At 66.4% G+C, this 25,345-nt stretch carries 20 protein-coding genes, 1 tRNA gene and 1 pseudogene; 12 read left to right on the forward strand and 10 right to left on the reverse strand.

The genetic code is table 11. The features are described 5' to 3' along the window. The first annotated feature begins 193 nt into the window (after nucleotides 1–193). The 3 genes from K0O64_RS18935 to K0O64_RS18945 are packed head-to-tail and all read left to right on the forward strand — an operon-like array spanning nucleotide 194 to nucleotide 5,728. Nucleotides 194–1,669: a DUF3375 domain-containing protein gene (locus K0O64_RS18935; protein WP_174714200.1), complete on the forward strand. Its 1,476-nt coding sequence runs from the start codon at nucleotides 194–196 to the stop codon at nucleotides 1,667–1,669. Next, entirely contained in the window at nucleotides 1,666–2,364 is a 699-nt protein-coding gene (locus tag K0O64_RS18940; RefSeq protein ID WP_096311758.1) for a DUF4194 domain-containing protein, read from the forward strand. The genes K0O64_RS18935 and K0O64_RS18940 overlap by 4 nt, the downstream gene beginning before the upstream one ends. After that, nucleotides 2,357–5,728: an ATP-binding protein gene (locus K0O64_RS18945; protein ID WP_096311759.1), complete on the forward strand. Its 3,372-nt coding sequence runs from the start codon at nucleotides 2,357–2,359 to the stop codon at nucleotides 5,726–5,728. The genes K0O64_RS18940 and K0O64_RS18945 overlap by 8 nt, the downstream gene beginning before the upstream one ends. 6 nt (nucleotides 5,729–5,734) lie before the next feature. On the opposite strand, the gene K0O64_RS18950 is transcribed toward K0O64_RS18945, so the two are convergent. Then, nucleotides 5,735–6,907 carry an aromatic ring-hydroxylating oxygenase subunit alpha gene (locus tag K0O64_RS18950; RefSeq protein WP_096312919.1) on the reverse strand — a complete coding sequence of 391 codons (1,173 nt, stop codon included), beginning with the start codon at nucleotides 6,905–6,907 and terminating at the stop codon, nucleotides 5,735–5,737. 110 nt (nucleotides 6,908–7,017) lie between these two features. Here K0O64_RS18950 and K0O64_RS18955 point away from each other — a divergent pair, with 110 nt between their 5' ends. Next, on the forward strand, nucleotides 7,018–7,641 hold the full coding sequence (locus K0O64_RS18955; RefSeq protein WP_096311760.1) for a TetR/AcrR family transcriptional regulator: 624 nt from the start codon (nucleotides 7,018–7,020) through the stop codon (nucleotides 7,639–7,641). Between the two features lie 23 nt (nucleotides 7,642–7,664). On the opposite strand, the gene K0O64_RS18960 is transcribed toward K0O64_RS18955, so the two are convergent. Then, entirely contained in the window at nucleotides 7,665–8,324 is a 660-nt protein-coding gene (locus K0O64_RS18960) for a hypothetical protein (protein WP_096311761.1), read from the reverse strand. Nucleotides 8,325–9,149: 825 nt separating this feature from the next. Here K0O64_RS18960 and K0O64_RS18965 point away from each other — a divergent pair. The 4 genes and pseudogenes from K0O64_RS18965 (at nucleotide 9,150) to K0O64_RS18980 (ending at nucleotide 12,718) form a co-directional block, all read left to right on the forward strand. After that, a complete protein-coding gene (locus K0O64_RS18965; protein ID WP_096312920.1) occupies nucleotides 9,150–10,367 on the forward strand; it encodes a mannosyltransferase in 1,218 nt (405 codons plus the stop codon). A 31-nt stretch (nucleotides 10,368–10,398) separates the two neighbouring features. Further along, nucleotides 10,399–11,603, forward strand: a pseudogene (locus K0O64_RS18970) (mannosyltransferase). A 648-nt stretch (nucleotides 11,604–12,251) separates the two neighbouring features. Continuing rightward, the gene (gene mbp1 / locus K0O64_RS18975; RefSeq protein WP_096311762.1) at nucleotides 12,252–12,482 is read left to right on the forward strand and encodes a microaggregate-binding protein 1; all 231 of its coding nucleotides are present in this window, start codon (nucleotides 12,252–12,254) and stop codon (nucleotides 12,480–12,482) included. An 80-nt stretch (nucleotides 12,483–12,562) separates the two neighbouring features. Beyond that, on the forward strand, nucleotides 12,563–12,718 hold the full coding sequence (locus K0O64_RS18980; RefSeq protein WP_096311763.1) for a hypothetical protein: 156 nt from the start codon (nucleotides 12,563–12,565) through the stop codon (nucleotides 12,716–12,718). A 62-nt stretch (nucleotides 12,719–12,780) separates the two neighbouring features. On the opposite strand, the gene K0O64_RS18985 is transcribed toward K0O64_RS18980, so the two are convergent. The 3 genes from K0O64_RS18985 to K0O64_RS18995 all read right to left on the reverse strand — a co-directional run bounded on the left by K0O64_RS18985 (nucleotide 12,781) and on the right by K0O64_RS18995 (nucleotide 14,691). Then, nucleotides 12,781–13,920 carry a zinc-binding dehydrogenase gene (locus K0O64_RS18985; RefSeq protein ID WP_220045647.1) on the reverse strand — a complete coding sequence of 380 codons (1,140 nt, stop codon included), beginning with the start codon at nucleotides 13,918–13,920 and terminating at the stop codon, nucleotides 12,781–12,783. Between the two features lie 146 nt (nucleotides 13,921–14,066). Beyond that, nucleotides 14,067–14,140: transfer RNA gene (locus tag K0O64_RS18990), tRNA-Ile, on the reverse strand. A 53-nt stretch (nucleotides 14,141–14,193) separates the two neighbouring features. Beyond that, a complete protein-coding gene (locus K0O64_RS18995; protein ID WP_096311764.1) occupies nucleotides 14,194–14,691 on the reverse strand; it encodes a GAF domain-containing protein in 498 nt (165 codons plus the stop codon). A gap of 66 nt (nucleotides 14,692–14,757) precedes the next feature. Between K0O64_RS18995 and K0O64_RS19000 the strand changes: the two genes are divergently transcribed. Continuing rightward, nucleotides 14,758–15,798 carry a threonine aldolase family protein gene (locus K0O64_RS19000; RefSeq protein ID WP_096311765.1) on the forward strand — a complete coding sequence of 347 codons (1,041 nt, stop codon included), beginning with the start codon at nucleotides 14,758–14,760 and terminating at the stop codon, nucleotides 15,796–15,798. Here K0O64_RS19000 and K0O64_RS19005 read toward each other — a convergent pair. Genes K0O64_RS19005 through K0O64_RS19015 form a run of 3 tightly spaced genes read right to left on the reverse strand, consistent with a single transcriptional unit; the run spans nucleotide 15,780 to nucleotide 19,505 of the window. Next, nucleotides 15,780–16,622, reverse strand: coding sequence for a carboxymuconolactone decarboxylase family protein (locus tag K0O64_RS19005; protein ID WP_096311766.1), 843 nt, complete (start codon nucleotides 16,620–16,622; stop codon nucleotides 15,780–15,782). The genes K0O64_RS19000 and K0O64_RS19005 overlap by 19 nt on opposite strands. Nucleotides 16,623–16,629: 7 nt before the next feature. Beyond that, entirely contained in the window at nucleotides 16,630–17,991 is a 1,362-nt protein-coding gene (locus K0O64_RS19010) for a metallopeptidase TldD-related protein (RefSeq protein WP_220045648.1), read from the reverse strand. Then, nucleotides 17,988–19,505: a TldD/PmbA family protein gene (locus tag K0O64_RS19015; RefSeq protein ID WP_220045649.1), complete on the reverse strand. Its 1,518-nt coding sequence runs from the start codon at nucleotides 19,503–19,505 to the stop codon at nucleotides 17,988–17,990. The genes K0O64_RS19010 and K0O64_RS19015 overlap by 4 nt, the downstream gene beginning before the upstream one ends. Before the next feature lie 18 nt (nucleotides 19,506–19,523). On the opposite strand from K0O64_RS19015, the gene K0O64_RS19020 reads away from it, so the two are divergent. The 3 genes from K0O64_RS19020 to K0O64_RS19030 are packed head-to-tail and all read left to right on the forward strand — an operon-like array spanning nucleotide 19,524 to nucleotide 22,463. Beyond that, nucleotides 19,524–20,393 (forward strand): carbohydrate ABC transporter permease, encoded by an 870-nt coding sequence (locus K0O64_RS19020; protein WP_220045650.1) that lies wholly within the window; start codon nucleotides 19,524–19,526, stop codon nucleotides 20,391–20,393. Beyond that, nucleotides 20,380–21,192, forward strand: coding sequence for a carbohydrate ABC transporter permease (locus tag K0O64_RS19025; RefSeq protein ID WP_220045651.1), 813 nt, complete (start codon nucleotides 20,380–20,382; stop codon nucleotides 21,190–21,192). The genes K0O64_RS19020 and K0O64_RS19025 overlap by 14 nt, the downstream gene beginning before the upstream one ends. Continuing rightward, entirely contained in the window at nucleotides 21,189–22,463 is a 1,275-nt protein-coding gene (locus K0O64_RS19030) for an ABC transporter substrate-binding protein (RefSeq protein WP_220045652.1), read from the forward strand. Before K0O64_RS19025 ends, K0O64_RS19030 begins: the two co-directional genes overlap by 4 nt. Here the strand turns inward: K0O64_RS19030 and K0O64_RS19035 are convergent. Further along, nucleotides 22,460–23,284 carry an energy-coupling factor transporter transmembrane component T family protein gene (locus K0O64_RS19035; protein WP_071943268.1) on the reverse strand — a complete coding sequence of 275 codons (825 nt, stop codon included), beginning with the start codon at nucleotides 23,282–23,284 and terminating at the stop codon, nucleotides 22,460–22,462. The genes K0O64_RS19030 and K0O64_RS19035 overlap by 4 nt on opposite strands. Then, a complete protein-coding gene (locus K0O64_RS19040; protein ID WP_220045653.1) occupies nucleotides 23,281–25,329 on the reverse strand; it encodes a DUF2232 domain-containing protein in 2,049 nt (682 codons plus the stop codon). The genes K0O64_RS19035 and K0O64_RS19040 overlap by 4 nt, the downstream gene beginning before the upstream one ends. Nucleotides 25,330–25,345: the final 16 nt, after the last annotated feature.

The raw sequence follows: 25,345 nt of genomic DNA on the forward strand, positions 1-25,345 counted from the left end.
TCCGCAACACGCCGCGTTCGGCGTACCTGAGCGCACACTCGCGACGGTGGCAATGAGGCCCGCGAGGCCTCTGAGACTCGTGTGACGTACCTTTTCAGACGGCCATCCGACACCCCGAAGCGGGCGTCGTCCGATGTCCCCGCAATCGCCTATCTTGGACCGTCCAACCAACTACATCGAGGGGGAAATAGACGTGCACGACGACACCTCTCTGTCGGCCGTCGACCTCCTCGAAGTCAACCGCGAGATCCAGGGCTCCCCCACGATCCGGCTGCTGGCCGCGCTCAACCTCGGCGGCTACGCCACCCTGATGGAGCGCCACCTCAACGAGGGTGTGATCAGCGAGACCGAACTCGTGGTGCGACTCGAGCGCGACCTCGACGAGCTGGGCCGGCCCGGCGGCGAACAGTCCGGGCTGGGCCTCATCAAGAGCTGGGCCAGCCAGGGTTGGCTGCACCGGGTGGCCGACCAGCGCACGGGCGTCGAACGCAACCTGTGCTACCTCACCCAGGACGCCCGCCGCGCCCTGGACTTCCTGCGCGGACTGCGCCGCCAGGACACCATCGCCACTGGCGGCTCGATCAATGGCATCGCCTCCCGCCTCAAGCAGATCGCCCTGCGGGTCGGCAACGACCCGGTCCGCATCCGCGCCGGCATCCAGGCCGAGATCGACGCACTGCGGGCCGAACTGGACGCCTTGGAACGCGGTGAGGATCTCGACCGCTCCGCCGACGTCGATATGACCGACATGTACGACGAAGCCCACGCCATTGCCCTGCAGATGGAGCGGCTGATCACCGACATCGGCCAGTACGGCACGATGATCGAGCGGGCCACCGCCGCACTCGACGATCCGATCGACAGCAACCTGGCCTACCGCGACCGGCAGCGTCAGATGTACGCCGACTACCAGGCTGCCTGGGACTCCCAAGGCCGCGATTCGCATCGCGCCTTCCTGCGGATGATCAACGACCCCGACCAACGCGCGGAGTTCGAGGCCGACGTCGCCGCCGTCGCGCACGCCCTGCCCGCCCTCGACCCGGCGCTGCGTAAGGTCATGGCCGGGTTCTTCGAGCTCGTCGGCCAGCAGATCGACGAGGTCGAGCGTATCCAGCAGCGTTGCGCCCAGCGGGTCAAACGGTTCACCGCATTCGGCACCCTGGAGCAGAGCCGCGGCGTGGCACGCCAGCTGAACGACGCGATCGGCGCCGCCCGCGCGCTGCTCAAGAGCTCGCTGACCGACTCGCGCCTGGACATAGAACTGCCCCTGGCTCGCCATGCCATCAGTTCTGTTGGCGCGCTGAGCTTCCGGATCGGCGACCTGTCGAACCCGAAGCCCGCCCAGGCGGCCGAGGGCGAGCTCGACCTGACCAGTTTCGCGGCGTTGACCACACAGGTCGACGCGCCGGCGATGTCGGAGATGATCAACACCGCGCTCGACGCCGGCGGCCCGCTGTCGTTGCCGGCCGCTGTGGAGATGCTCGACGCCGCCTACCTCGGCCACGTCATCGTGCTGTGGTCGTGGGCGCTCAAGCAGCCGGATGCCGCGCAGGCAGCCAAGCCGGTCACCGTCCGGTTCCAGTCGCTCGACGGACGGGATCGCGAGATGGAGGTTCCGCACTTGATCTTCACCGAACCGATCTCCAGCTTGTTGGGAGCCAGCGCATGACGACCACCGACTCCGACATCGACTTCAGCTCGCTGCCGCAGGTCGATCAGACGGCGCGTACCCCGCATCAGCGGCGCCCGCGTTTCGACGGCGATGTCAGCGAGCTGCCCGACCGGGCGTGCTGGGCGCTGCAGCAGCTGCTGACCCGTCGTTACATCAGCGCCGAGGCCGACGCCGACCTGTACAGCTGGGTTCTGGAGTACCGCGCTCAGCTCTCGGTGCGGCTCTCCGAACTTGACCTGATGCTGCGCGTGGTCGACGGAAGTGACGTCGCGTTCGTCGAGCAGGCCCGGTACGAATCCGCCAGGGGCGTCAAGCTTCTGCGCCGCGAACCGCTGGGCACCTACGACTCGATCCTGGCGCTGCACCTGGCGCAGATGTCGCGCGCCGCCGGCGGGCAGGCCGTGCTGATCAGTCGCGAGGAGGTGCACGGGCTGTTCTCCGGCGTGCTTAATGACGTCGACCGGGACACCGTGACCTTCACCGCCCGCATCGACGCGGCGATCGCCCGGCTGACCGCGCTGGAGATTCTGCGCAAGACCCGCGACGACGAAGACAGCTACACCGTCAGCCCGGTGATCAACGCCGTGATGACCGCATCGGTGATCGCCGAGTTGCAGCAGCAGTTCGAACTGCTGCTGTCCGGTGGCGCATCCCCGGACCGCGACGAACAGGAGACCGCACTCGATGGCTGAACAATTCCACTTGTCGCGGCTGCAGGTCATCAACTGGGGCGTGTTCGACGGCTACCACGACATCCCGTTCAGCGAAGGCGGCGCGCTGATCGCCGGAGCGTCCGGAAGTGGCAAATCCTCACTGCTCGATGCGATTTCGCTCGGCTTCCTGCCGTTCAACCGACGAAACTTCAACGCCTCCGGTGACAACACCGCGGCCGGCTCCAGCGCGGGCCGGCGCACCGTGGACAAGTACGTGCGCGGGGCGTGGGGTCAGCGCAGCGACGGTGGCTCGAGCAAGGTGATGTACCTGCGTGGCGAGGGCACCGCGTGGTCGGCCATCGCGGTCACCTACCGCAGCAACACCGGGCGCTCGGTCACCGGCCTGGTACTGAAGTGGCTGACCGGCGAATCGCGCTCGGACTCGTCCAGCCGGTTCGTGCTGGCCGACGGTGACCGCGACATCGAGGACGTCTGCAACCGCTGGGCGGCAGGGCGATTCGACTCCGGGGTGTTCAAAGACGACGAGTGGCGGTTCTCGACCAAGGTCGAGTCGCAGTACCTGGCTCAGCTGTACGCCACCATCGGCATTCGCGCCTCCGACGCCGCTCAGCAGCTGCTCGGCAAAGCCAAATCGCTGAAAAGCGTTGGTGGACTAGAACAGTTCGTCCGCGAGTTCATGCTCGACGAGCCGAGCAGCCTGACCCGGCTGCCGGAGGCGCTCAAGCAGATCGATCCGCTCGTGGAGGCTCGCGAACTGCTGGCCGTCGCGCAGAAGAAGCGCAAGATCCTCGGCGATATCGAGAAGATCCAGCAGCGCTACGCCTCTGAGTCCTCCGATCTGGGGATCATCGACCTGGTGGACCAGCCGATGGTCCGCGCCTACACCGACCACGTCCGGCTCGCGCAGTGCGGGCCCCAGATCGAGTCGCTGGACGCCACGATCGACCAGCTGGGCAACGAGTACGAGGATGTCACTCGGCAGCTGAATCTGGCGAAGGCCGAAGGTGATTCGCTCAACGCCCAGATCAGCGGATCCAGCGCGAGCCTCGGACCGCTGCAGTCCCAGGTGGCCGGTGCGGAAGCGCAGGCCGAGCAGGTGTCGCGGCGACGCGCGGCCTATGAGGCGATGCTGGCAGCCCAGGACATCGACGTCCCGGACACCGCCGACGAGTTCTGGAATCTGCGTGAGGAACTCGCCACCGAGGTCACCGAACTGCTGGCCAAACTGGACCGCGGCCGGGAGGCATCCACCGACGCCGAGTACGCACAGAAGGCGGCCCGCATCGCCCGGGACGACGCGGCCAAGGAACTCAAGCGCGTCGAGCACGTCGGGTCGGCGCTGCCGGAGTTTGCGATCACCATGCGTGAACACATCTGTGCCGCAGTCGGTGTCGACCCGAGTGAACTGCCCTATATCGCCGAGCTGATGGACCTGCGCCCCGACCAGAGTCGCTGGCGGGTGGCCGTCGAGAAGGTGCTGCGCGGGGTGGGCCTGCGGCTGCTGGTCCCCGACGAGCGGTATTCGGCGGTGCTGCGGTTCGTCAACGAGACCAATATGGGCGGGCGGCTGCAGCTGCACCACGTCCGTGCCTCGCTGGTCGGCGCGAACCCCGTTGATGCCGACCCGAACACGTTGGCGGGCAAACTTTTTGTGGTCGACCCGACTCATCCGTGCGCGGCCGAGGCAGCGGACGTCATCGCCGCGGCGGGCGACCACATCTGCGTCGACACCCCGGATGTGTTCTCCCGATTCCGGCGCGCGGTCACCGACACGGGCCTGTACAAGGACTCCGAGCGACTGGCCATCAAGGACGATCGCCGTCCACTCAAGCAATCCGATTACATCTACCAGGGTGACGTCCGGGCGAAGATCGACGCGCTGACCGTCGACCTCGGCACTGCCGAAGAGGTGTACCAGCAGGCGCGGCGCAAGGCCGACGAGATCGCCGCCCAGCGTCAGCAGTGGCGCGACCGGGCAGCGGCGTGCAAGGCGATTTGTGAGCAGTTCCCGCAGTGGAACCAGGTGGACATCGACACCGCCGACGGGCACGCCGACCGGTTGCGCGAGCAGTTCGAACTGCTGCTGGCCGACAACCCCGACATCGAGGCGCTGACCGCCCGCGCCGACGAGTGCTGGGAGGAGATCCAGACGCTGATGACGCGGCGTGGCGCCATTCAGACCCGCCGCGACGACCTCGACAGCCGGCGTACCCAGCTGCTCGAGCTGCAAGATCGGTTGACGCCCGCATTCGTCTCCGAGCCGCTGACCGAGTTGCTCAACCGCTACGCGGCCGCCATCCCGGTCCCGCTGGAGGTGCTCAACCCCGAGCCGCACCGCGAGGCGGTGTTCAACACGATCCGGCGCGAGCGTGAGCAGCTGCGCGAAAGCCGAAGGCGCTCATACGATGAACTGGCCCGCATCCTGAACACCTTCGATACGGCGTTCCCCGATGCGATCCCGAACGACAGCGAGGTGTTCGACGAGCGGGTGCACGACTACGTGGCGCTGTGCCGGCATATCGACGAGCGCGAACTGCCCGACGCCTACGAGCGGATGATGCGCTTGGTCACCGAGCAGGCGCCCGATGCGATCCTCACGCTGCACCGGGTGGCCGAGCAGGAGGCGCGGCGGATCAGCGAGCAGATCGATCGGGTGAACACCGGGCTGGGCGCGGTCGAGTTCAACAACGGAACACGGCTGACGCTGCGGGCAACCCCGCGCAGCCTGACCGCGGTGGCGGAGCTGACCGAGATCGTGCGGGCGATCTCGCGGCGCATCGCCGAGGTGGGTCTGGGTGACAAGCAGGCGATCCTGGACCAGTACGCCGACATCCTGAGGCTGCGGAACCGGCTGGCGTCGACGGCGCCGGAGGACAAGGCGTGGACGCGCGACGCCCTCGATGTGCGCAACCGGTTCACCTTCGACTGCGCCGAGTGGGATGTCCGGACCGAGGAACTGATCCGCACGCACAGCAACGCCGGCGACAACTCCGGTGGCGAGCAGGAGAAGCTCATGGCGTTCTGCCTCGCCGGCGCGCTGAGCTTCAACCTCGCCAGTCCCGAAAGTTCAGACAACAAGCCGGTTTTCGCGCAGCTGATGCTCGACGAGGCGTTCTCGAAGTCCGATCCGCAGTTCGCGCAGCAGGCGCTGCAGGCCTTCCGTAAGTTCGGTTTCCAGCTCGTCATCGTCGCCACGGTGCAGAACGCGACCACGATCCAGCCCTACATCGACAGCGTGATCATGGTGTCCAAGACCGAGGCCACCAGTCGCAACGCTCGACCGGTGGCCACCGTGGTGTCCAAGACGATCTCCGACTTCACGACATTGCGCGCCGAGATGCGGAGTTCGGCGGCGCGGGAACGGGTCCCGGCCGGGGTGTAGTTTCGTCTAGCCCAGGGCCACACCGAGTTCTTGGGCGAAGACCTTGATCATGTGCTGGACGCCGATCTCGTTGCGCCCGATCAGCATATGGTCGTGCTGGCCGTGCCGGACACCCTCACCGCACTGCGGCAGCATCGCGAAGTCCTCGTCGACGACCGCCGCGTGCACACCGTCGTACACCTGGTCGTAGACGGCACGCATCTCGTCGTTGGTGGCCGGAACCCGTCCCATCCAGCTGTGCCGCACCGAGCATCGGGTCGGCTCCCCCGCCGGCAGGATGTCGATGATCTCCACACCGATCGGGCTGTTGGCCAGGATCAGGTTCGGGTAGATCCAGTAGATGACGCCCATGTTCTGGTGCGGGTCCCAGGATCCCGACGGATCGTCGGCGAGGTTGGTGACCCAGTTGAACGGGAAGCCGATCCGATGGTGCTTGCCGAACTCGTCGTACACCCCGGTGTCGGGCAGAGTGTTCTGGCCGATCACGCTCTCCCCGTGGACAAATGGGAAGTGATACCCCTCGGCGAAGGCTTCCAGCGCGCCCTTCCACGACACCTGGGACTGGAACTCCTTCTCGGTGTGATAGCCGTACGCGGCGTAGTTCATCAACTCGAGCTCGGACCCGATCGGACCGAGATGGGCGTCGACGTCGATGCTCGCGTCCGCGGTGAGCACCGCCCAGATGAACCCGTGCCGTTCCTCATTCGGCAACTCGACCAATCCGTACTCGGCCTTGTCCATCGAATCGAAACCCGCCTTGCCGGGCACCACGAACAGTTCACCGGTGTTGCGATAGCTCCACGCGTGATACGGGCACACGAACCTCGACGCGTTGCCCGACCCGCAGGCCGGCATGGCTCCGCGGTGACGGCAGTAGTTGAGGAAGACGTGGCTGACACCGTCGCGGTCGCGGGTCACCAGCAGCGAGTCGCCCAGCACCGACCGCACGACGTAGTCGTTGGCGTTGGGTAGTTGCGCCGACGGAACGATCGCCAGCGGCACGCGGCGCAGGATCTGCGATTCCTCGATCTCGGTGATCTTCGGGTCGCGGTAGTAGTGCAACGGCACCTTCAGTTCGCGCGGCGCCATGTCGGTGGTTTTGTCGATCGCGTGCCGCAGTGCACGCCGAGTCAGTTCCACGTCTTGGTTGTTGACCGGACCTTCGACGACAGCCGTCATGGTGACCTCTTCTCGGGTGGGCGTGACCTGACCATACATCGGCAACCCCGTGTATGGTCAAGCATCGCGTGCTGCGGACATGACGAGACGTGGGATGACACGATGCGCATATGCGCAGACACGGCTGGGCGGGCGATATCCCCGTCGACGACGAGGAGGCGATCCGCCGCATCGTCGAGGTGGCCCGCGCATCCATCGACGCGACCGGCACCGTCACGGTCTCCGACGTGGCCGCCAAACTCGGCATCACGCGCCAGACGGTGTACCGCTACTTCCCCACTCTGGACGCACTGTTGGCGGGGACCGCGATGTCGGCGGTCGGCGGATTCCTCGACCGGCTGGCCCGCGACCTGCAGGCGATCACCGACCCCACCACCGCCGTCGTCGAGGGCATCGCCTACACCTTGGAGCAGCTGCCCGCCGACCGCTACCTGAGCCTTGTCATGGAGCCGGGACGGGCCAGCGCGTTCGCCGCGGGAGTCACCTCGGAGACGGCCATCTCGTTCGGCCGGATGATCCTGGAGCGCTTCACCATCGACTGGGACGCAGCCGGTTTCAGCGGGCGGCGACTCGACGAACTCGTCGAGTTCATGCTGCGAACGGTGCAGTCGTTCATCCTCGATCCCGGCGGCCCGGATCGCCACGGAAAAGAGCTGCGCGCCTTCCTTCATCGCTGGGTCGCACCCGCCGTCGAGCAGCAGAGCGCGAAAAGGTCAGGGGCGCAGCGCCCCTGACCTTTTGCGAAAGCTCACTGAACTTACTTCAGGTTGGGCAGGTTCTGCTGAATCGCCGCGACCTGAGCCTTGCCGACGGCCTCGACGAAGTCCTGCGGAACCGGGTTGAGGTCACCGGGTGCGCTGCTGAAGATCGCCACCACGACAGTGCGGTCCACGGTGAAGAGCAGGGCGGCCATCGCCGACTTGCCGTCCAGTGAGGTGCCAATGGTGACGTTCGCATCTGGGGTGACCGCAGGCAGCGCCACCGGTGTACCGGTCACCTGGCTGGGCACGCTGTTCGCCGCGCCCGTCAGGCCGGTCGCTGCCTGCGACGCGTCATCGCTGATGATCACGGAGATGTTGATCGCATCAGTCCCGGAGGTGTAGGTCTGCGACACGTCCGGCGGGGGCGGCGTCAACGTGGTCTTCGGCGCGTCACCCGTCCACGGGGTGTTCGCCACCTGCGGGATGTCCGCCGGCTTCACCAGTAGCGACGCGTAGTTCGGCGTGCCGGCCGGTGTCGAGGCCTCAGCGCTGGTGGTGGCCGCTGCGGTCGTCGTCGACGTGGTCGTTGATGTGGTGGTGCTCGTCGCCGATGACGACGACTTCTCCTCATCCTTACCGCATCCGGCGACGACCAACCCGAGCGCGACGGCGGCCGCCGCGACGCGGACGATTGCTCGCGTGCGAACAGGATTCATGACAGCGAACTCCCCTCCGGCCACACCCCGACGGAGGGCCAAGGGCAGCCTAAACGAACCATCCTGCAGGCCTGCGGTTATTGACTTATTCGTTACAGACTCCAAGCGTCGCGGCAGGCTGTCGCGCACTGGCCGACGTGCAGGCCGATGACGTCCGATCGACTTGACAGCGGGGGAAGGACACCGCAGCGCTGTGCAGGCGCCGCGACCTAACCTAACGCCGGGCACCTCGATCCAGTCGGGCCGCGCCAGCGCAGCGCCGTGCCACGTCTTGTGGAGCGTGCCGAGCCCAAGCCCCGTTGGCATCCGATTTCGGCAACGTCAATCTCGTTAACGAGATTCGAGAGGTTGGCCTGGCCACCGGCAACGTCCGCAGCTCCTGACTGTAATCCGACGGGTTTCCGACAGCGCTGAAACCTCGCTCCGCAATACCACAGCAAATTCCCACGCGTAAATTGACGGCATCGCTAAATGTCCACCAGCAAAAAATTTACTTGACCGCTAAATACGTTTGCAGCTGGCTCAAAGTGCCGAATCTAATGACTTTTTCCTTTAATGGGACGCATCCCCGCAGTCGGCGACAAAGGCATTCCACCGGCCGGCTCCCCCGATGCTGAATCAGCCTCATACCATGTAGCACAATGATTTTCAGCTGCTTTGCGCCTTGGAGAACGCTGACAAACCAGGCGCAAAACCGCGACCGCCGCCAGAAAACTGGGCGAATGCTACTTCGGTGTGGCGTGAATAGTTAATTGCGGCCTCACGGATTATTGGGCCCGCTGCAGCAACCGTTGTTATAGTCGTCCTGTGAATGCGGAAGCTGTCTTGGATGCGCGTTCCCTTCGTCCCCTGCCTTCCCTTCGATCCCTTATTTCTCGATGTGAGTCGGCAGCGCCCATCCTGTTGACCATCAGCGTCCTTGCCCGACTGGCCTCCACCATGGGTTACTACTTGGTCAAGGGCGACGCCTTCTTTGATCTGCGCGTCTACTGGTTGGGCGGTGCGGCGCTGAAGCACCCCGCCACCCTCTATCAGTTCTTCTACGTCGACCCGACGAAGGGCGAGCACCTACCTTTCACTTACCCGCCCTTCGCGGCGATGGCGTTCTACCCGATGCATTTCCTGCCGTTCGGGCTGGTGGCATTCATCTGGCAGGTCGGACTCATCGCTGCACTGTACGGGTCGGTACGGCTCAGTCAGCGCTTCATCGGCGGCGGCAGCCGACGGATCGCCATGCTGTGGACAGCTGCGGTCATCTGGATGGAGGCACCGGGCGGCGGGATCCAGGTCGGTCAGATCGGCATTTTCCTGATGCTTGCCCTGCTCTACGCGGCCTACAGCTCAAGCTGGTGGGTGTCCGGCCTACTGGTGGGGCTCGGCGCCGGAATCAAGCTGACGCCGGCCATGACCGGCTTCTATCTGGTTGGCATGCGCCGCTGGTGGGCTGCGGCGTTCTCCGCCGTCGTGTTCCTCGGCACGGTGGGGTTGTCCTACCTGGTGTTGCCACATGAGACCAAGCGCTACTTTCCACATCGGATGAGCGAGGCCGGCGCGACGCTTCCGGTGGGCTCTGCGTGGAATCAGTCCTGGCGGGGTTGCCTCTCACGGGTCATGGGTTACGACGTCGGCACTGGTCCGATCGTCATCGTCGCAACCGTGCTGACTGCGGTGCTGGTGGTTCTGGCCTGGCGGGCTTTGGGGTCGGTCGGAGGAGAGCGAGATCGCCTCGCATCGCTACTCGTGCTACAGGTCTTTGGCCTGCTGGCCGCACCAGTGTCCTGGACCCATCACTGGGTATGGGTTGTCCCGCTGATGATTTGGTTGATCCACGGCCCGTGGCGCAGCCGGTCCGGCGCCCAAATAATCGGCTGGGGCTGGCTGGTACTCATGGTGATCAGCGTGCCCAGCCTGCTGTCCATCGACCAACCGAACATCTGGCAGATCAGCCGTCCGTGGTATCTGGCCTGGGGCGAGATGGTCTACCTCGTGGCGGCGTTGGCCACGCTGGCGTGGATCACCGTGACGGGTCGACGTGGTGACTGAGGTAGTGGCGCGGCTCTACCGCCACAGGCTGATGGCCCCGGTGCTGCTGCTGGTCAGCGCTGCGGTGCTGACGGCAATCACCATCCCCAGCCCGCCAAACCTTGTGGACTTCCACGTCTACATGCTCGGTGGGGCCGCTTTAGACCAGCCGGACTCGTTGTATTCGTTCGGCTACTCGGCCCAATCACCGAATCAGCCGTTGCCATTCCTCTACCCGCCGTTCGCGGCGATGGTGTTCTGGCCGTTGACCTGGTTGCCGTTCCCGGTGGCTGGACTGTTGTGGCAGCTCGCGATTTTGTTGGCCGTCTATGGCATCGTGTGGATCAGCCAAAGGCTGATCGGCAGCGGAGGTCACCGCAGCGCGATGCTGTGGACCGCCGGCGTGATCTGGTTGGAACCGGTGCGGATTACGTTCAATCTCGGGCAGGTTGGGGTGTTTCTCACTCTGGCCGTTTTATACGCGGTGTACTCCAGACGGTGGTGGGTATCGGGCCTGCTTGTCGGTCTGGCCGCCGGGGTCAAGCTGACCCCGGCTGTCACGGGGCTTTATTTCGTAGGCGTCCGTCGATGGGCGGCCGCGGCATTTTCAGCCGTCGTCTTCTTCTGCACCATCGGGCTCTCCTACCTGGTCGTGGGCAACCAGGTGCCCCATTTCTTCACTGATGTGATGGGCGATATGACCCGCATTCCGATCGGCATCGCGATCAATCAATCCTGGCGCGGCGGGCTGTCCAGAATCGTCGGCCATGACGTGGGCCAAGGCGCACTGGTACTCACCGCGATTGCTCTGACCGCCGTGCTCGCCGTGCTGGCCTGGCGGGCGCTGGGTACGAGCGGACAGCCGAGGGACCTGCTCGGCTCGCTCCTGGTCGTCGAACTCTTCGGCCTGTTGATCTCACCGATTCATGGGTGAACCATTGGATTTGGGTGGTGCCCCTGGCCATGTGGCTGCTGACCGGGCCCTGGCGCGAACGGCCGGGTGCCCGCATCTTCGGCTGCGCCTGGCTGGTCCTGACTCTTCTCAGCGTGCCAAGCCTGCTGGCCTTCGCCGAGCCGAGTCTGTGGGTGATTAGCCGGCCCTGGTACCTGGCGTGGGCCGGGCTGGTCTACGTCGTTGCCGCGATGGCAACCCTAGGGTGGATCGTGGTGACCGGTCGGCGAGCGGCAGGCGAGATCTGCTCCGGCGTTGAACTATTCGCCGATTCAGTACCTCAATCGGTCGCCGCTACCGAGTAAGAACAGCGCCCCGTCGGGCGTCTCGGTCCAACCATTCGTCGTTGGTGACATCCCTGAGCGGCGCGGCGGTGGCCGGCGGCACCCGGCCGCCCACAGACGTCTCACCGCTGAACCTCCCGCAACTAATTCCCTTGCGACACAGGTGAAATATCGGACAATCTTCCGCTTGGTCTAGCACCTCTTTGAGCCGTGCCTCGACACTGCTTCCTGCCCATCTACGGCGACAGTCGCAACATTGTCGATGGTTGTTCGACGCGCTGCTCGCGCACAAGACAACGCCGCCGGCTCGGTGACCACCTGGATAAGGACGCTCGATACCGGCGGTGCGCCGACGAAACCGCCACCTGCAACGGTGAATGCGTCGACGTCGAGGAAGCCGAGAAACACTGCGGCATAGACGATTCAGAATCCGGCCCCGGTAACTCAGAGGCTGGAGCAGGCCGATCGACTGGTGCCGGCGCTCGACGAAGAGCCCGTCCCCAAACGCGTTAAGCCGAAACCGGAAGCGGCGCGTGTCTCGATCTCGTTCGTGGGCGCCTTGCGCTGACCATGCCCGGTGTGCGGCGTCACAAGAATTTGATGGTTGAACCTTTGCCGCTGACGGGTATGTAAAAGCGCAGTGCACCCGACCGAACGGAAGGAACAACCATGGGCGATAGCGGACCCGAAGAGGCTGTCAAGGGCATCGTCGAAGATGTGAAGGGCAAGGCGAAGGAAGTCGTCGGCATCGTCACCGATAAGGACGATCTGCGCGAAGAGGGCCGTGCTCAGCAGGACAAGGCTGAGGCTGCCCGCGATGCGGCCAAGAAGGAGGCCGAGGCCGACGCTGCACGTGCTGCGGAAAAGGCGGCGGAAGCTCGGCAGAAGGCCGCCGAGTAGTCATTGCGGTTTGAAAATGACCAATCCGGCAATTCCCTAGTCGCAGTGCATATCAGTCGCCCTACGGATCGGACGGAACAATGATCGTTCTCGGCATCATCCTGCTATTGATCGGCTATTTCACCGGCCTGTCGATCCTGTACACCATCGGCGGCATTCTCGTCGTCGTCGGACTCGTGTTGTGGATCCTCGGGGCAGTCGGCCGCCCGGTCGGTGGTCGAAAAGTCTGGTTCTAGCGGTGCTCAATTCTTGAGCGAGAGAATGCCCTTGGGCCGTGTGCCCAGGGGCGTTTTCTCGCTTAGGGGACAGCCTGCGGCGTGACGAGGAACTTCTCCCCCGTGGCCCGCTTTACGTATTCGTTGAACGCCTCGGGCTGGAGCATGCCGGCGAGGGATACCTCGCGGGTGTAGCTACTTGCGAAGGTCGTGGTGAGCTCGGCGGCCACCCGAGCGCGCAACCGACTGATGGTCTCAGCGCCTGCGCTCGCCAGAAATGGCGTCAGCAGCCATCCACCGAGCCCCCATGCCATACCGAAATTCCTGGTGAGGACTGTCGGGCTGGTGTCGAGCGCGCCGTAGATATACACCTGCTTGTGGACGCTCGACCCGTACCGGGAGTACTCCCCCGCGGTCGCGTTGGCCGCTTCCTCCATGGCATTGAGGATCTGGCTTGCCAGCGTTCCGCCGCCCGTGGCGTCGAACGCCAGCGTCGCTTTGGTCGCGGTGAGCGCCGTGACCAGATCGGCGTCGAAGGTCGGCGATGTGGAGTTCAGGACGTGCTCGGCGCCGAGGGACTTCAACAGTTCCTCTTGGCCGGGCTTGCGGACGATGTTGACCAGCGGGATGCCGTCTTTCTGGCAGAGCTTGACCAGCATCTGCCCGAGGTTGGATGCGGCGGCGGTGTGCACGAGGGCCGAATGTCCCTCGCGGCGCATGGTTTCCGTCATGCCGAGCGCGGTCAGCGGGTTGACGAACGACGATGCCCCGTCGCGCGCGGTGGCGCCGTCAGGCAGGACAAGACATGCTCGCGCATCGACGGCGCGGTATTGGGAGTACATCGCGCCGCCTGCGATACCGACCGTTTTACCGAGAAGAGCTTGGGCTGCGTCGGATGATCCGGCCGCGACGACGGTGCCCGCCCCCTCGTTACCGACGGGGAGGGACTGATCGAGCCGCGCGCTCAGCGCTTGGGTCGCTTCGATCGGTGCGGTGACGACGGGGCGGTCCTTCGTGCCGGTAACCTCCGCCTTGGCCATATCGGCGCTGGACACCAAGAGGCCGAGGTCGGAGGGGTTGATTGGCGCGGCCTCGATCCGTACCAGCACCTCGTTGTCCTGCGGCGTGGGGACATCGACCTCGTGCAGCGAGAGTTCAAGATTGCCGGCCGAAGTGACCAGCGATCGCAGCTCTAGAGCTTTGTCGGGGAGATCTGCGGCCATGGGTGCCTCATTCCTGGGTTTGGGTGGTGCTCAGACCATTGGAACTCATCATGCCCGCGGGAATGTTCCCGTGCCGATTTGCTTGCTGCGCAGGGACATCAAGGACGCTGGGCCGACCCCGTCACCCGCCGTCGTGCCAGTACTTGTAGGGCGGGCGGGGCTCGAACCCGCGACCAATGGATTATGAGTCCACGGCTCTAACCGACTGAGCTACCGCCCCAGTGCGGCAACTATGGTCGCATGCCGACGGGTACGGGCGTTAGTAAGCCCCGCTCAGCCCAGCGCGCCGCTGTCGCGCTCGACGATCCGCTCCACATTCGCGGCTAACGACGACAGCTGTGCGCGCTGCTCATCGGTGTAATCGCGCGCGGCGTCATCGAGCACGCACACGGTCCCCACAACTCGGCCCGACCCGTCGTGCACCGGCAGCCCGAGATAGTTGTGCAGACCGAACTCGACTTCGTCTTCATTGCCGGCGAACGTCGGGTCCTCCCGCGAGTCACGGACGAAGAGAGCATCGTTGCCGTCAACCACACGTTCGCCGTACAACGGCGCCCTGGACGCGTCTGCCAGCGCTTTCTTGCCTGCCGCCCCGACCGTGTAGTGCTGGGTGGCCTCGCCCGCGGTGGCCGCGACCACCATCGAATCGTTTTCGGAGCGCATCACCAGAACTGACTTCACCCCCAATTGCGCCGCGATCCCTTCGAGCTGACCGGCCACGGGCGCGAGCCCGGGTGTGGTGTCCGTCTTGTGGGGTTCGGCGTCCGACATTGCTCCAGTCTCCCGGCGCCCCGACCGGGCGGCAACCGTTCCGCTCACTGCGAGCCCGGTGACATCATGGACAGGGTGCCCGCCGTATCCAGCGCTTTTGCCTCCGACAACGCCGCCCCAGCACACCCCATCGCTCTCGAAGCGGTCGTCGCCGCCAACACCGGAACCACCACGTCTTACGGTGACGACCCCATCACGCAGCGTGCCGCCGATCGGGTCAGGGACACCTTCGACTCCCCCAATGCCGACGTCCTGTTCGCATTCACCGGCACCGGCGCCAACATCATCGCGCTGGCCTCGGCGGTGCGGCCCTTTCACGAGATCCTCTGCACCGATATCGCCCATTCCTTGCTCGACGAGGCAGGCGGGCCGACCCTGGTGTCGGGTGCCAGCCTGGTCGCATTACCCAGTGACGACGGCATCCTCGATCCGGCACAGCTGGACCGGCGCATCACCCGGCGCGGCGACGTGCACCACTCCCAGCCGCGCATCGTCACCATCACCCAGTCCACCGAGAACGGCCGCGTGTGGCAGCCCGACGGAATCGCCGCCTTCATCGATCACGCCCACGAGCTCGACCTACTGGTGCACGTCGACGGCTCCCGGATTGCCAACGCGGTTGCCGCCCTTGATGTCCCGCCCGCACTGGCGGTCGGCGACGCCGACATCGTGACAATCGGCGGCACCAAGAACGGGATGCTGTTCGGCGACGCGATCCTGGTACGCCGCCCCGAACACTTCGCGGACATCGAGTTCGTCCAGAAGCAGATCGGTCACCTGGCGAGCAAACACCGTTACGTATCAGCACAATTCGACGCCATGCTCAGCGACGGCGTCTGGCTGCAGGCGGCCGGGCACGCCAACGCGATGGCTGCTCGGCTCAGCGTCGGAATCACCAATCTCGGCCTGCACCTGAGCTCGCCCACCGAGGCCAACGAGGTGTTCGTCGACCTTCCCGCCGAGGCATTGGACTCCGTGCGCGAACATTTCGCCGTGCATGCGCCCGACCCGCACAAGCCCCCGGTCCGGTTCGTCTGCTCCTGGGCCACCACCGAGGCCGACGTCGAGGCCGCCTTGAAGGCGCTGGCTCAGGCGAAGACGGTCTGACCGTCGGCGTCGATGAAGTAGCGCTCGGTGCCCTCGGCGACGCGGGCCTGGTCGGCCTTCAACGACACCGCGATCTTGTTGCTGGCATTGCGCATCACGTCCAATGTCAGTTCGCGGGCCTGCTCATGCGAGAAGTGTCCCCGCACACCGGAAGCCACCGCCGGGCTGATGCGCGCCGGCGACCAGATCAGCGCGTCGGCGTAGCGCAACGCCGCCTTGTGCGCGTCGGAAAGTAATTCGGAGGACTCGAAGTGCTCGATGTCGTCGTACATCGACTCGCTGCCGCCGGCGTCGAGGGCGTTGCCCTCCCGCAGTGACTTGCACAACCGGCAGTTGTGCGCGACCGCCCCACGCAGCCGCACCACCTCCGTGGTCACCGGATCCAACGACTTCAGCCTCGCCACCCCCGGCAGCAGCTGGTTGAACAACACGTCGGCCGCGTCGATACCCGAATCCCACACCGGCTCGTCAGGCACCCAGCTCACCGGCAGGCCCAGCACCTCCAGACCGTTGCGCACCCTGGGGAGGAAGTCGGCGAAGAACATCTGGATGACCGCCGCGAAGCTCGCCGCACCCAGGGCAGTCGTCAACGCTTCCCGCTGCCGATCGGAGATCGCCGAGACGTCGATGCTGAACTGCTCGGCGAACTCGGCCACCACCTTCTCGGCGTCCGACTCCGGCGCGCGCACCGGTGTCTGCGCGGGCAACGGCGTCAGCGACAGCGTTTCGCCACAGGTGGTGCGGACCAGTCCCACAATGCGCTGAAGGTCGGCCGGTGACTGCACCACCAGCTGGGTCAGCACTACGTCAAGATCATCGGCCATCTGCCGATTATTGCGCCTGGCTGACCGAGGACATGTGGAAGTCGGGGATTCGCAGCGTCGGCATCACTGCGCGAGTGGCCCAGTCGCCCCACTCCCGCGGCAGCGTCTGTTCGGGCAGACCGGCCTCGGTGGCCCGGCGCAGCAGATCCAGCGGGCTTTCGTTGAAGCGGAAGTTGTTGACCGCCCCGGTGACCTCGCCGTCTTCGATCAAGTACACGCCGTCGCGGGTCAGCCCGGTCAGCAGCAGCGTCGTCGGGTCCACGGTGCGGATGTACCACAGCGTGGTCAGCAGCAGGCCACGCTCGGTGGCGGCCACCATGTCGGCGAGCTCCGCACTACCGCCGGTCATCAGCAGGTTGTCGGCCGGCACGGCCGGTGCCGTCCCGAACTCGGCCGCCGCGGCGCGCGGATAGGCCAGCGCGTGGATCGACCCGTCGCGAATCCAGTCCACCCGCCCGATGTCCAGCCCATTGTCGAACACCGAGACCGATTCCGATCCGGTGGTGGCCGCGACGAACGGCGCGCACTCCAAGCCCGGGGCGAACGGGTCGGAGTACATCGTCAGCGGCAGCTCGGTCAGCTTCTCCCCGACCCGGGTTCCGCCGCCGGGCGCCGACAACGCCGTGCGGCCCTCTTCCGCGCCGCGGCCGTCCATCGACCAGCCGAGATAGATCATCATGTCGGCGACCGCCGACGGCGGCAGCAGCGTTTCGTAGCGGCCCGCGGGAAGCTCGACGGTGCGGTTGGCCCAGCCCAGCCGCATCGCCAGGTCGTCGAGCAGGCTGTCGGTCGGGACATCGGTGAACCACGGCGTGCTGATCCCCGCCCATGCGCTGGCGCCATCGCGTTTGGCGTTGATCTCCACAGTTCCGGTGGGTTGGGTGAAGCGCCGGCGGATCCCGGTCGAGGTGGCCAGGAACGTCGTCTCGACGACGTGGTGTGCGTAGCCGTACAACCGATCGGCACGCCCGAAGCCCGCCGACAACGATTCCGCGACATCGGCGAACACCCCGGCACCCGTCTCGGGTACCGGCTCGTTCCAGTCGTCGGGTAGACCACTGCCGGTCAACAACGGGGCGCTGTCGCGGGCGTCGGGTGCAGCGTGCGCGGCGTGTTCGGCGGCGGCCACCAGCACCGCGATCGCGGCGGGGTTGACGTCGCTGCTGCGCACGGCGCCGGTGTGCGATGTATTTCCTTTGCGCACAATCGAAATCACGGTGGTGGACCGAGTGGTCGACACACCGTTGGTGGTCATCGAGTTCCCGGCCCACCGCAGTGCCGCCGCGGCCCGGTCGGTGACGATGACGATGGTCTCGTCGACGGTCGCGGCCTGCAGCGCCAGTTCGACGACCTGCTGTGCGGGAATCATGAGTGGCTCGCTTCTTCGCGCGTGTTGAGCACATTCACGCCGCGGAACAACGCCGATGGGCAGCCGTGACTGACTGCCGCGACCTGCCCGGGCTGGGCCTTGCCGCAGTTGAACGCCCCACCCAGTTGCCACGTCGCCGGCCCGCCAACGGCTTCCATCGAATTCCAGAAATCGGTGGTGGTCGCCTGATAGGCGACGTCACGCAGCTGACCGTCCAGCCGTCCGTCGCGGATTCGGTAGAACCGCTGGCCGGTGAACTGAAAGTTGTAGCGCTGCATGTCAATCGACCATGACTTGTCGCCGACGATGTAGATCCCGTTCTCGACTCGGGCGATCAGGTCATCGGTGCCGAGATTCTCGGTGCCCGGCTGCAGCGAGACATTGGCCATCCGCTGTATCGGGACGTGGTGCGGGGAGTCGGCGTAGCTGCAGCCGTTGGAGCGAGCCAGACCCAGCCGCGGCGCGAACACCCGGTCGAGCTGGTAACCGACGAAGATGCCGTCGCGGATCAGGTCCCAACTCTGCGCGGCCACCCCGTCATCGTCGTATCCAGTTGTGGCCAAACCGTATTCGACGGTGCGGTCGGCGGTCACGTTCATCACCGGCGAGCCGTACCGCATCGTGTTCAGCTTGTCCGGCGTCGCGAACGACGTGCCCGCGTAGGCCGCTTCGTAACCGATGGAGCGGTCATATTCGGTCGCGTGTCCGATGGATTCGTGGATGGTCAGCCACAGGTTCGTCGGGTCGATCACCAGATCGGTCGGCCCGGCGACCACGGTCGGGGCCTTGGTCTTCTCGGCCAGCAAGCCGGGCAACTCGGCCAGCTCGGCAGTCCAGTCCCAGATGTCGTCACCTGCCACCGCTTCCCAGCCGCGCGCGGTCGGCGGAGCGAGCGTGCGCATCGACTCGAAACTGCCGGCGGCGGCGTCGACGGCCACCGCATCCAGCTGCGGCTGCAGCCGCACCCGCTGCTGGGTGATGGACGAGCCGAACGTGTCGGCGTAGAACGTCTGCTCCTTGACGGTGATGACCATCGCCGACACATGGTCCACACCGTCGGAGGCCAGCAGCCGCCCGGAGTACTCCCCCAGCAGCGCGATCTTGTCGGCGGTCGGCACCGTGAACGGGTCGATGGCGTAAGTCGAGACCCAGGTGACGTCGCGGTAGACGGGTTCGGCCGCCAGCTCGATGCGCTCGGCGTTCAGCGCGGCCAGGGTGGTGGCCACCTCAACCGCGCGGCGCGCGGTGTCCGCTGCGACCTCGGGGGCCAGTTCGGCGTGCGAGGCGAAGCCCCAGGTGCCGTCGACGATCACCCGCACGGCCAGCCCGATCTCCCGATCGGTGACCGCACTCTGCAGCTCACCGTCGCGTAGCTGCACCACCTCGTTGGTGATGGCGTGGATGCGCAGGTCTGCGTAGCTCGCACCGGCGGCGCGGGCGGCGGACAGGGCCGCGTCGGCGAGGGCATGGCGCGGCAAGGCCAAGAAGTCGGCGTCGACATCACGGGGACTCACGTGCTCTACCGTAACGTGATGACTCGGCGAGCACGCCCGGCCCTGCTGGGGTACGCGCTGCTGGCGCCGAGCCTGTTCGGGGTTGTCTGCTTCCTGCTGCTACCCATGCTGGTGGTGGTGTGGCTGAGCCTGCACCGCTGGGATCTGCTGGGGCCTATCCGCTATGTGGGGCTGGACAATTGGCGCTCGGTGCTCACCGATGCCAGCTTCGGCAACTCGTTGTTGGTGACGCTGGCCTTCATCGCGATCGTGGTTCCGGTGCAGATCGTGCTGGGGTTGTTCGCGGCCGGGCTGCTGGCCCACGAGCTACCGGGCAGCGGGGTGTTCCGCACCCTGTACGTGCTGCCGTGGGTGTGTTCGCCGCTGGCGGTCGCGGTGTTGTGGCATTGGATCCTGGCGCCCACTGATGGCGCGGTGAGCACTGTGTTGGGGCGTCGCATCGAGTGGCTGACCGATCCGGGGCTGGCGCTGCCGGTGGTCTCGGCGGTGACGGTATGGATGAACGTCGGCTATGTGACGCTGTTCTTCCTGGCGGGCATCCTGGCTATTCCCCCGCAGATCCACGCCGCGGCCCGACTCGACGGCGCGACGAGTTGGCAGCGGTTCTGGCACATCACGCTGCCGATGCTGCGTCCGACGCTGTTCTTCGTCTCGGTCACCGGCATCGTCAGCGCGGCCCAGGTGTTCGACACGGTGTACGCGTTGACCGGCGGCGGCCCCGCCGGGCGCACCGATCTGGTGGCGCATCGCATCTATGCCGAGGCGTTCGGCGCGGCCGCGATCGGGCGCGCGGCGGTGATGGCGCTGGTGCTGTTCGTCATTCTGGTGGGCGCGACGATCGTCCAGCACCTCTACTTCCGCCGGCGGATCAGCTATGACCTCACGTAACGCGCTGATCTACCTCGGGCTGCTGCTCGGCGCGCTGATCACCCTGGCGCCGTTCGGGCTCGGTCTGCTGACGTCGTTCACCTCGGCGCAGCAGTTCGCCACCGGCACACCGCTGTCACTGCCCAACCCGCCGACGCTGGCCAACTACGCGGCGCTCGGTGACGCCGGATTCGTCCGGGCGCTGACGGTGACCGCGCTGATGACCGCCATCATCACGCTGGCGCAGCTGACGTTCTCAGTGCTGGCCGGATATGCGTTCGCCCGCTTGGAGTTCCGCGGCCGCGACGCACTGTTCTGGGTGTACGTCGCGACGTTGATGGTGCCCGGCACGGTCACCGTGGTGCCGCTGTATCTGATGATGGCCGAGCTCGGCTTGCGGAACACGTTCTGGGCGTTGGTGTTGCCGTTCCTGTTCGGCTCGCCGTACGCCATCTTCCTGCTGCGCGAGTACTTCCGCGGTATCCCCGCCGACCTGGTGAACGCCGCCCGCCTGGACGGGGCCAACACCCTGGATGTGATCGTGCACGTGGTGTTGCCGGCCAGCAAGCCGATCCTGGTGACACTGACGCTGATCACCGTTGTCAGTCAATGGAATTCGTTCATGTGGCCGCTTGTCATCACCAGCGGCGGAACATGGCGGGTGCTGACGGTCGCGACGGCGGGCCTGCAGACGCAGTACAACGCGCAGTGGACGCTGGTGATGGCGGCGACGACGGTGGCGATCGTGCCGCTGATTGCGCTGTTCCTGGTGTTTCAGCGCCAGATCGTGCGCTCGATTGTCGTCACCGGGCTCAAATGAGCTGGCCGCCACGGTTCTCCACCCGACTGTTGGCCGGGCTGATCGCCGTCGCTGTGCTGCTGGTGGCGGGCGCCTTGGCGCTCGGCCGAACCACGGACCCGTCGGGCAAGACCGTCCTCACCGTGCGGCTGTGGGATCCCCAGGTCGCGCTCGCCTACGCCGAGTCCTTCGCCGAATTCACCCGCACCCACCCCGGGATCGAGGTGCGCACGAACGTCGTCCCCTACGCCAACTACTTCAATACCCTGCGCACCGACGTCGCCGGCGGCGGCGCCGACGATGTCTTCTGGCTCAACAACGCCAACTTCGCCGAGTACGCCGACAACCACCGACTGATGGCCGTCGAACCGCTCGGCGAGTGGGACTCGTCGGTGGTCGCGCAGTTCACCCGCGGCGGCTCGCTGTGGGGGGTGCCGCAGCTGACCGACGCCGGGATCGCGCTGTACTACAACGCCGATCTGCTGGCCTCCGTCGGCGTCGACCCCGCCGAACTGGATGCGCTGCGCTGGAATCCGAACCCGAGCGTCGACACGCTGCGGCCGCTGCTGAAGCGCCTCACCCACGGCAGGCAATGGGGATACAACGCCGCCAACGACTTACAGGCCATCTACCTCAACTACATCGGCTCGGCAGGCGGCATCTTCAACGACGGAGATCGGTTCGCACTCGACAACCCGCAGGCCGCCACCGCATTCCGGTATGTCGTCGGACTGATCAACACCGACCGGGTCGCGCCGCCGGCGTCGGACACTAACGACAACGGTGACTTCTCGCGCAACCAGTTCCTGTCCGGGCGGATGGCGCTGTTCCAGTCGGGCACTTACAACCTGGCTCAGGTCGCCGAGCAGGCCACGTTCCGCTGGGGTGTGGCCATGCTGCCTGCCGGGCCCGCGGGCCGGGTCAGCGTCACGAACGGGATTGTCGCCGCGGGTAATCCGGCCAGCCGTCATCCGGACGCGGTGCGTGAGGTGCTGGCGTGGCTGGGCAGTGCGCACGGCAACTCTTTCGTCGGCCGGCATGGCGCGGCCATTCCGGCAGTGCTGCCCGCCCAGCAGGCGTACTTCGACTATTGGTCAGCCAAGGGTGTGGACGTCACACCGTTCTTCCGGGTGCTCGACGGGCCGCGCATCGCCGCACCGGGCGGACCCGGCTTCGCCGCGGGATATCAGGCGATCAAGCCGTACTTCGACGAGATGTTTCTGGGCCGAACGCCGGTCGACCAGGCGTTGGCGGCCGCTCAGCAGGCGGCGAATGCCGCGGCGTCGCGTTAGATCCCCGCCAGCACGGTCACCTGCAAGCCGACCGACACCGCGCACACAATCGCGGAGATCGCCAGCACCACCCAGTCAGCGCGCTTCGGCCCGGACGGCGCCGCGGAGATCATCCCGGTCCCGCCGCGTGCGGTGATCGCGTCGCCCATCTCGTCGGCCCGCCGCAGCGCCACCGTGACACCGGCCGACATCAGGTCCACCATCTCGATCGCCCACCGCCGCCGCCGGGCCCGGCGACTGGTCAGCACCGGCCGCGGCCGCAGCCGTCGCGCGGCATAGAGCAACCGGAACTCGTCGAGCAGCATCGGGAATGCCCGCAGCGACAAGGCAAGTGCCACCGCCCAGTCGTCGACCGGAATCCGGAAGACCTTCAGCGGCCGGCCCAGCCGCGCGACCGCCGGTGCGATGTCGGCGACGTTCGTCGTCCACGACACCATCATCCCAAGCGCCAGCAGCACGATCGCCACCACGGTGACGCGCAGGAACTTCAGCAGCCCCCCGAGTTCGAATGCGTGTGACGCCAGGTGCACCACCGGAGTTCCGCCGCCCAGCGCCGCGGTCACCGCGCCGAGCAGCAGCAGGAACCACAACCACTTCGGCACCGACGGCACCACTCCGCGCGGGATCCGCGCCATCTTGATCGCGATACCGATGAGGATCGCGACCAACGCGAGCGGCACCCAGTCCGGGTAGAACGCCAGCAGCGCCGAAAAGCCGAGAACGACAATCAGTTTGGTGCCCGCCCACAACTCGTGAATCGGCGACGTGCCGGGAATGGGCCGCAGCAGCACCACCGGACGCGGCTGGCGGTCGGTGGTCATGACGGCCCCTCGGTCAGCACACCGTCACGCAGGTGCAGCGTGCGCGGACACAGCTCTTCCAGTCCGACGAAGTCGTGCGAGATCACCACGACGGTCAGCCCACTGTTGCGGCGCAGATCGCTCAGCAGCCGCAGCAAGCCCTGCTGACTGGCGGCGTCCAGCCCGGCCAACGGCTCGTCGAGGATCAGCGCCTGCGGTGAGCGGGCCAGCAGCCCGGCGATCACCACCCGGCGCATCTGCCCACCGGACAGCTGGTCGATGCGACGCCCGGCCAGTGCGGCGTCCAGACCCACCTTCGCCAGCGCAGCCGTCACCCGCGCCGTGTCATGTGGTGAAAAGCCCGCTGCCGACGCAACTTCCAAATCGACGCGGCTGCGCATCAACTGCAGCCGGGCAGCCTGGAAGGCGATCGCCACCTCGCCGACGCAATCCGGCGCGGGCCGGCCGCGCACCAGGCACGAACCGCTCGTCGGTGTCGTCAGCCCCGCCATGATCCACGCCAGGGTGGACTTCCCGGAACCGTTGCCGCCGTGGATGAGCAGGCCCTCACCTTCGTGGACGGTGAACGTGACGTCGGTCAGCGCGGGCTTGGCCCACGGTGTGCCCGCGGCGTATTCGTGGGTGACGTGCTCGAGCTGCAGCACCGGTTCCGCCTTGCGCGGCGGGGCGCTTTCCGTCGCGGTCGGTGCGTCGGTGCTTTCCACCATGTTGGTGTTGTCCAGCGACTCATTGAGATTGATGACCCGGTCGGCGGTATCGGCTTCGTTGTTGTAGTGCGTGATCGACACCAGCGCCATCCGGTGACGTTCGGTGAGGCCGGACAGCACGCTCAGCAGTGCCTCGCGCCCCCGCTGGTCGACCATGCTGGTGACCTCATCGGCGATCAACATCGACGGCTGCCGGGCCAACGCCGCGGCCACCGCCAGACGTTGCAGCTCGCCGCCGGACAACCCGCCGGTGTCCCGCTCCTCCATACCGGCCAGGCCGACCTCGTCGAGCAGCGCCGCGATATCGGTGCGGGTTCCCGGCGGCAGGCCGAAGACGACGTCGTCGGCGACTCGTGTTCCGAGGACCTGACTTTCGGGGTGCTGCATGATCACGGCCGTCCCACCCAGCTGACCCAAGCCGATCGCGCCCGGCCGCTCGATCGTGCCCGACGTCGGTTGACGCCCGGACAGCAGCAGCATCAGCGTGGTCTTCCCGGAGCCGTTGGCGCCGGTGATCGCCACGTGTTCCCCGACGTCCACGGTCAGGCTCAGCGGGCGCAGTGCGTCGTGGGCGGCGCCCGGATACCGAAAGCGGGCGTCGACCAAGCGCACCGGGACCGGCGCGACCGGTCCGGACTCGGCAGGGGTCTCGAGCTTGTGTACATCGGGTATGCCGCGCAACCGGTCCAGCACCCGCGACAGCGCCCACCACCCGACCAGGGTCACCACCATGATCGAGAAGATCGCGTACACCATCAGCAGCGCCGGCCAATACTGCAGCGCAACACCGAACATGTGGCGGGCGTCCTCGGCCGCCGGCCGGAACGGCTCGAAGCGGGACATCACCGAGACGACGCCGTCGAAGTTGGCGGTCATCGCCGAGAACGTCAGCGTGCGCAGCCGAACCAGCACGGTCAGCGCGGCGATGATGAAGACGCCGAAGATCACGCCGGCCACCAAGCCCACCGCGATGACCGTCGGGGTGCCGCGGCCGCGGCGTTTCATGATGCCGGCCAGCCCGCCGACGTAGGCGCAGTTGACCACCACCATGAGTCCGCTGATGCCGGCGATCAGGAAGGCGACGACGCTCGCCGCGACCGTGGAGGCCAGCAACACCCGAAGGCGGTAGCGGTAGCCGAGCAGCCCCATCGGCACCGTGGTCAATAGCGACAGTCCCCCGGCGAACGGCACGACGACGGAGATGATCGCCAGCGCGGCCGCCAGCGCGGCCATCACGGAGGCCTGGGCCATCTCCACCGGCGACAGGGAGCGGCCGGCACGGCGATCGATCGACGGACGGGACGGCTGCGCAGGCGCCTCCGGTCTCGTCGCAGTCATCACCCGATTCTGCCAG

The organism is Mycolicibacterium pallens, from assembly GCF_019456675.1.
Classification (GTDB): domain Bacteria; phylum Actinomycetota; class Actinomycetes; order Mycobacteriales; family Mycobacteriaceae; genus Mycobacterium; species Mycobacterium crocinum.

Excerpts from the sequence above, each read along its gene's own strand:
- K0O64_RS18940 (WP_096311758.1), top strand. The coding sequence starts at position 1,666 with ATGACGACCACCGACTCCGACATCGACTTCAGCTCGCTGCCGCAGGTC.
- K0O64_RS18945 (WP_096311759.1), top strand. The coding sequence starts at position 2,357 with ATGGCTGAACAATTCCACTTGTCGCGGCTGCAGGTCATCAACTGGGGC.
- K0O64_RS18950 (WP_096312919.1), bottom strand. The coding sequence starts at position 6,907 with ATGACGGCTGTCGTCGAAGGTCCGGTCAACAACCAAGACGTGGAACTG.
- K0O64_RS18955 (WP_096311760.1), top strand. The coding sequence starts at position 7,018 with ATGCGCAGACACGGCTGGGCGGGCGATATCCCCGTCGACGACGAGGAG.
- K0O64_RS18960 (WP_096311761.1), bottom strand. The coding sequence starts at position 8,324 with ATGAATCCTGTTCGCACGCGAGCAATCGTCCGCGTCGCGGCGGCCGCC.
- mbp1 (WP_096311762.1), top strand. The coding sequence starts at position 12,252 with ATGGGCGATAGCGGACCCGAAGAGGCTGTCAAGGGCATCGTCGAAGAT.
- K0O64_RS18980 (WP_096311763.1), top strand. The coding sequence starts at position 12,563 with ATGATCGTTCTCGGCATCATCCTGCTATTGATCGGCTATTTCACCGGC.
- K0O64_RS18985 (WP_220045647.1), bottom strand. The coding sequence starts at position 13,920 with ATGGCCGCAGATCTCCCCGACAAAGCTCTAGAGCTGCGATCGCTGGTC.
- K0O64_RS18995 (WP_096311764.1), bottom strand. The coding sequence starts at position 14,691 with ATGTCGGACGCCGAACCCCACAAGACGGACACCACACCCGGGCTCGCG.
- K0O64_RS19000 (WP_096311765.1), top strand. The coding sequence starts at position 14,758 with ATGGACAGGGTGCCCGCCGTATCCAGCGCTTTTGCCTCCGACAACGCC.
- K0O64_RS19005 (WP_096311766.1), bottom strand. The coding sequence starts at position 16,622 with ATGGCCGATGATCTTGACGTAGTGCTGACCCAGCTGGTGGTGCAGTCA.
- K0O64_RS19010 (WP_220045648.1), bottom strand. The coding sequence starts at position 17,991 with ATGATTCCCGCACAGCAGGTCGTCGAACTGGCGCTGCAGGCCGCGACC.
- K0O64_RS19020 (WP_220045650.1), top strand. The coding sequence starts at position 19,524 with ATGACTCGGCGAGCACGCCCGGCCCTGCTGGGGTACGCGCTGCTGGCG.
- K0O64_RS19025 (WP_220045651.1), top strand. The coding sequence starts at position 20,380 with ATGACCTCACGTAACGCGCTGATCTACCTCGGGCTGCTGCTCGGCGCG.
- K0O64_RS19030 (WP_220045652.1), top strand. The coding sequence starts at position 21,189 with ATGAGCTGGCCGCCACGGTTCTCCACCCGACTGTTGGCCGGGCTGATC.
- K0O64_RS19035 (WP_071943268.1), bottom strand. The coding sequence starts at position 23,284 with ATGACCACCGACCGCCAGCCGCGTCCGGTGGTGCTGCTGCGGCCCATT.
- K0O64_RS19040 (WP_220045653.1), bottom strand. The coding sequence starts at position 25,329 with ATGACTGCGACGAGACCGGAGGCGCCTGCGCAGCCGTCCCGTCCGTCG.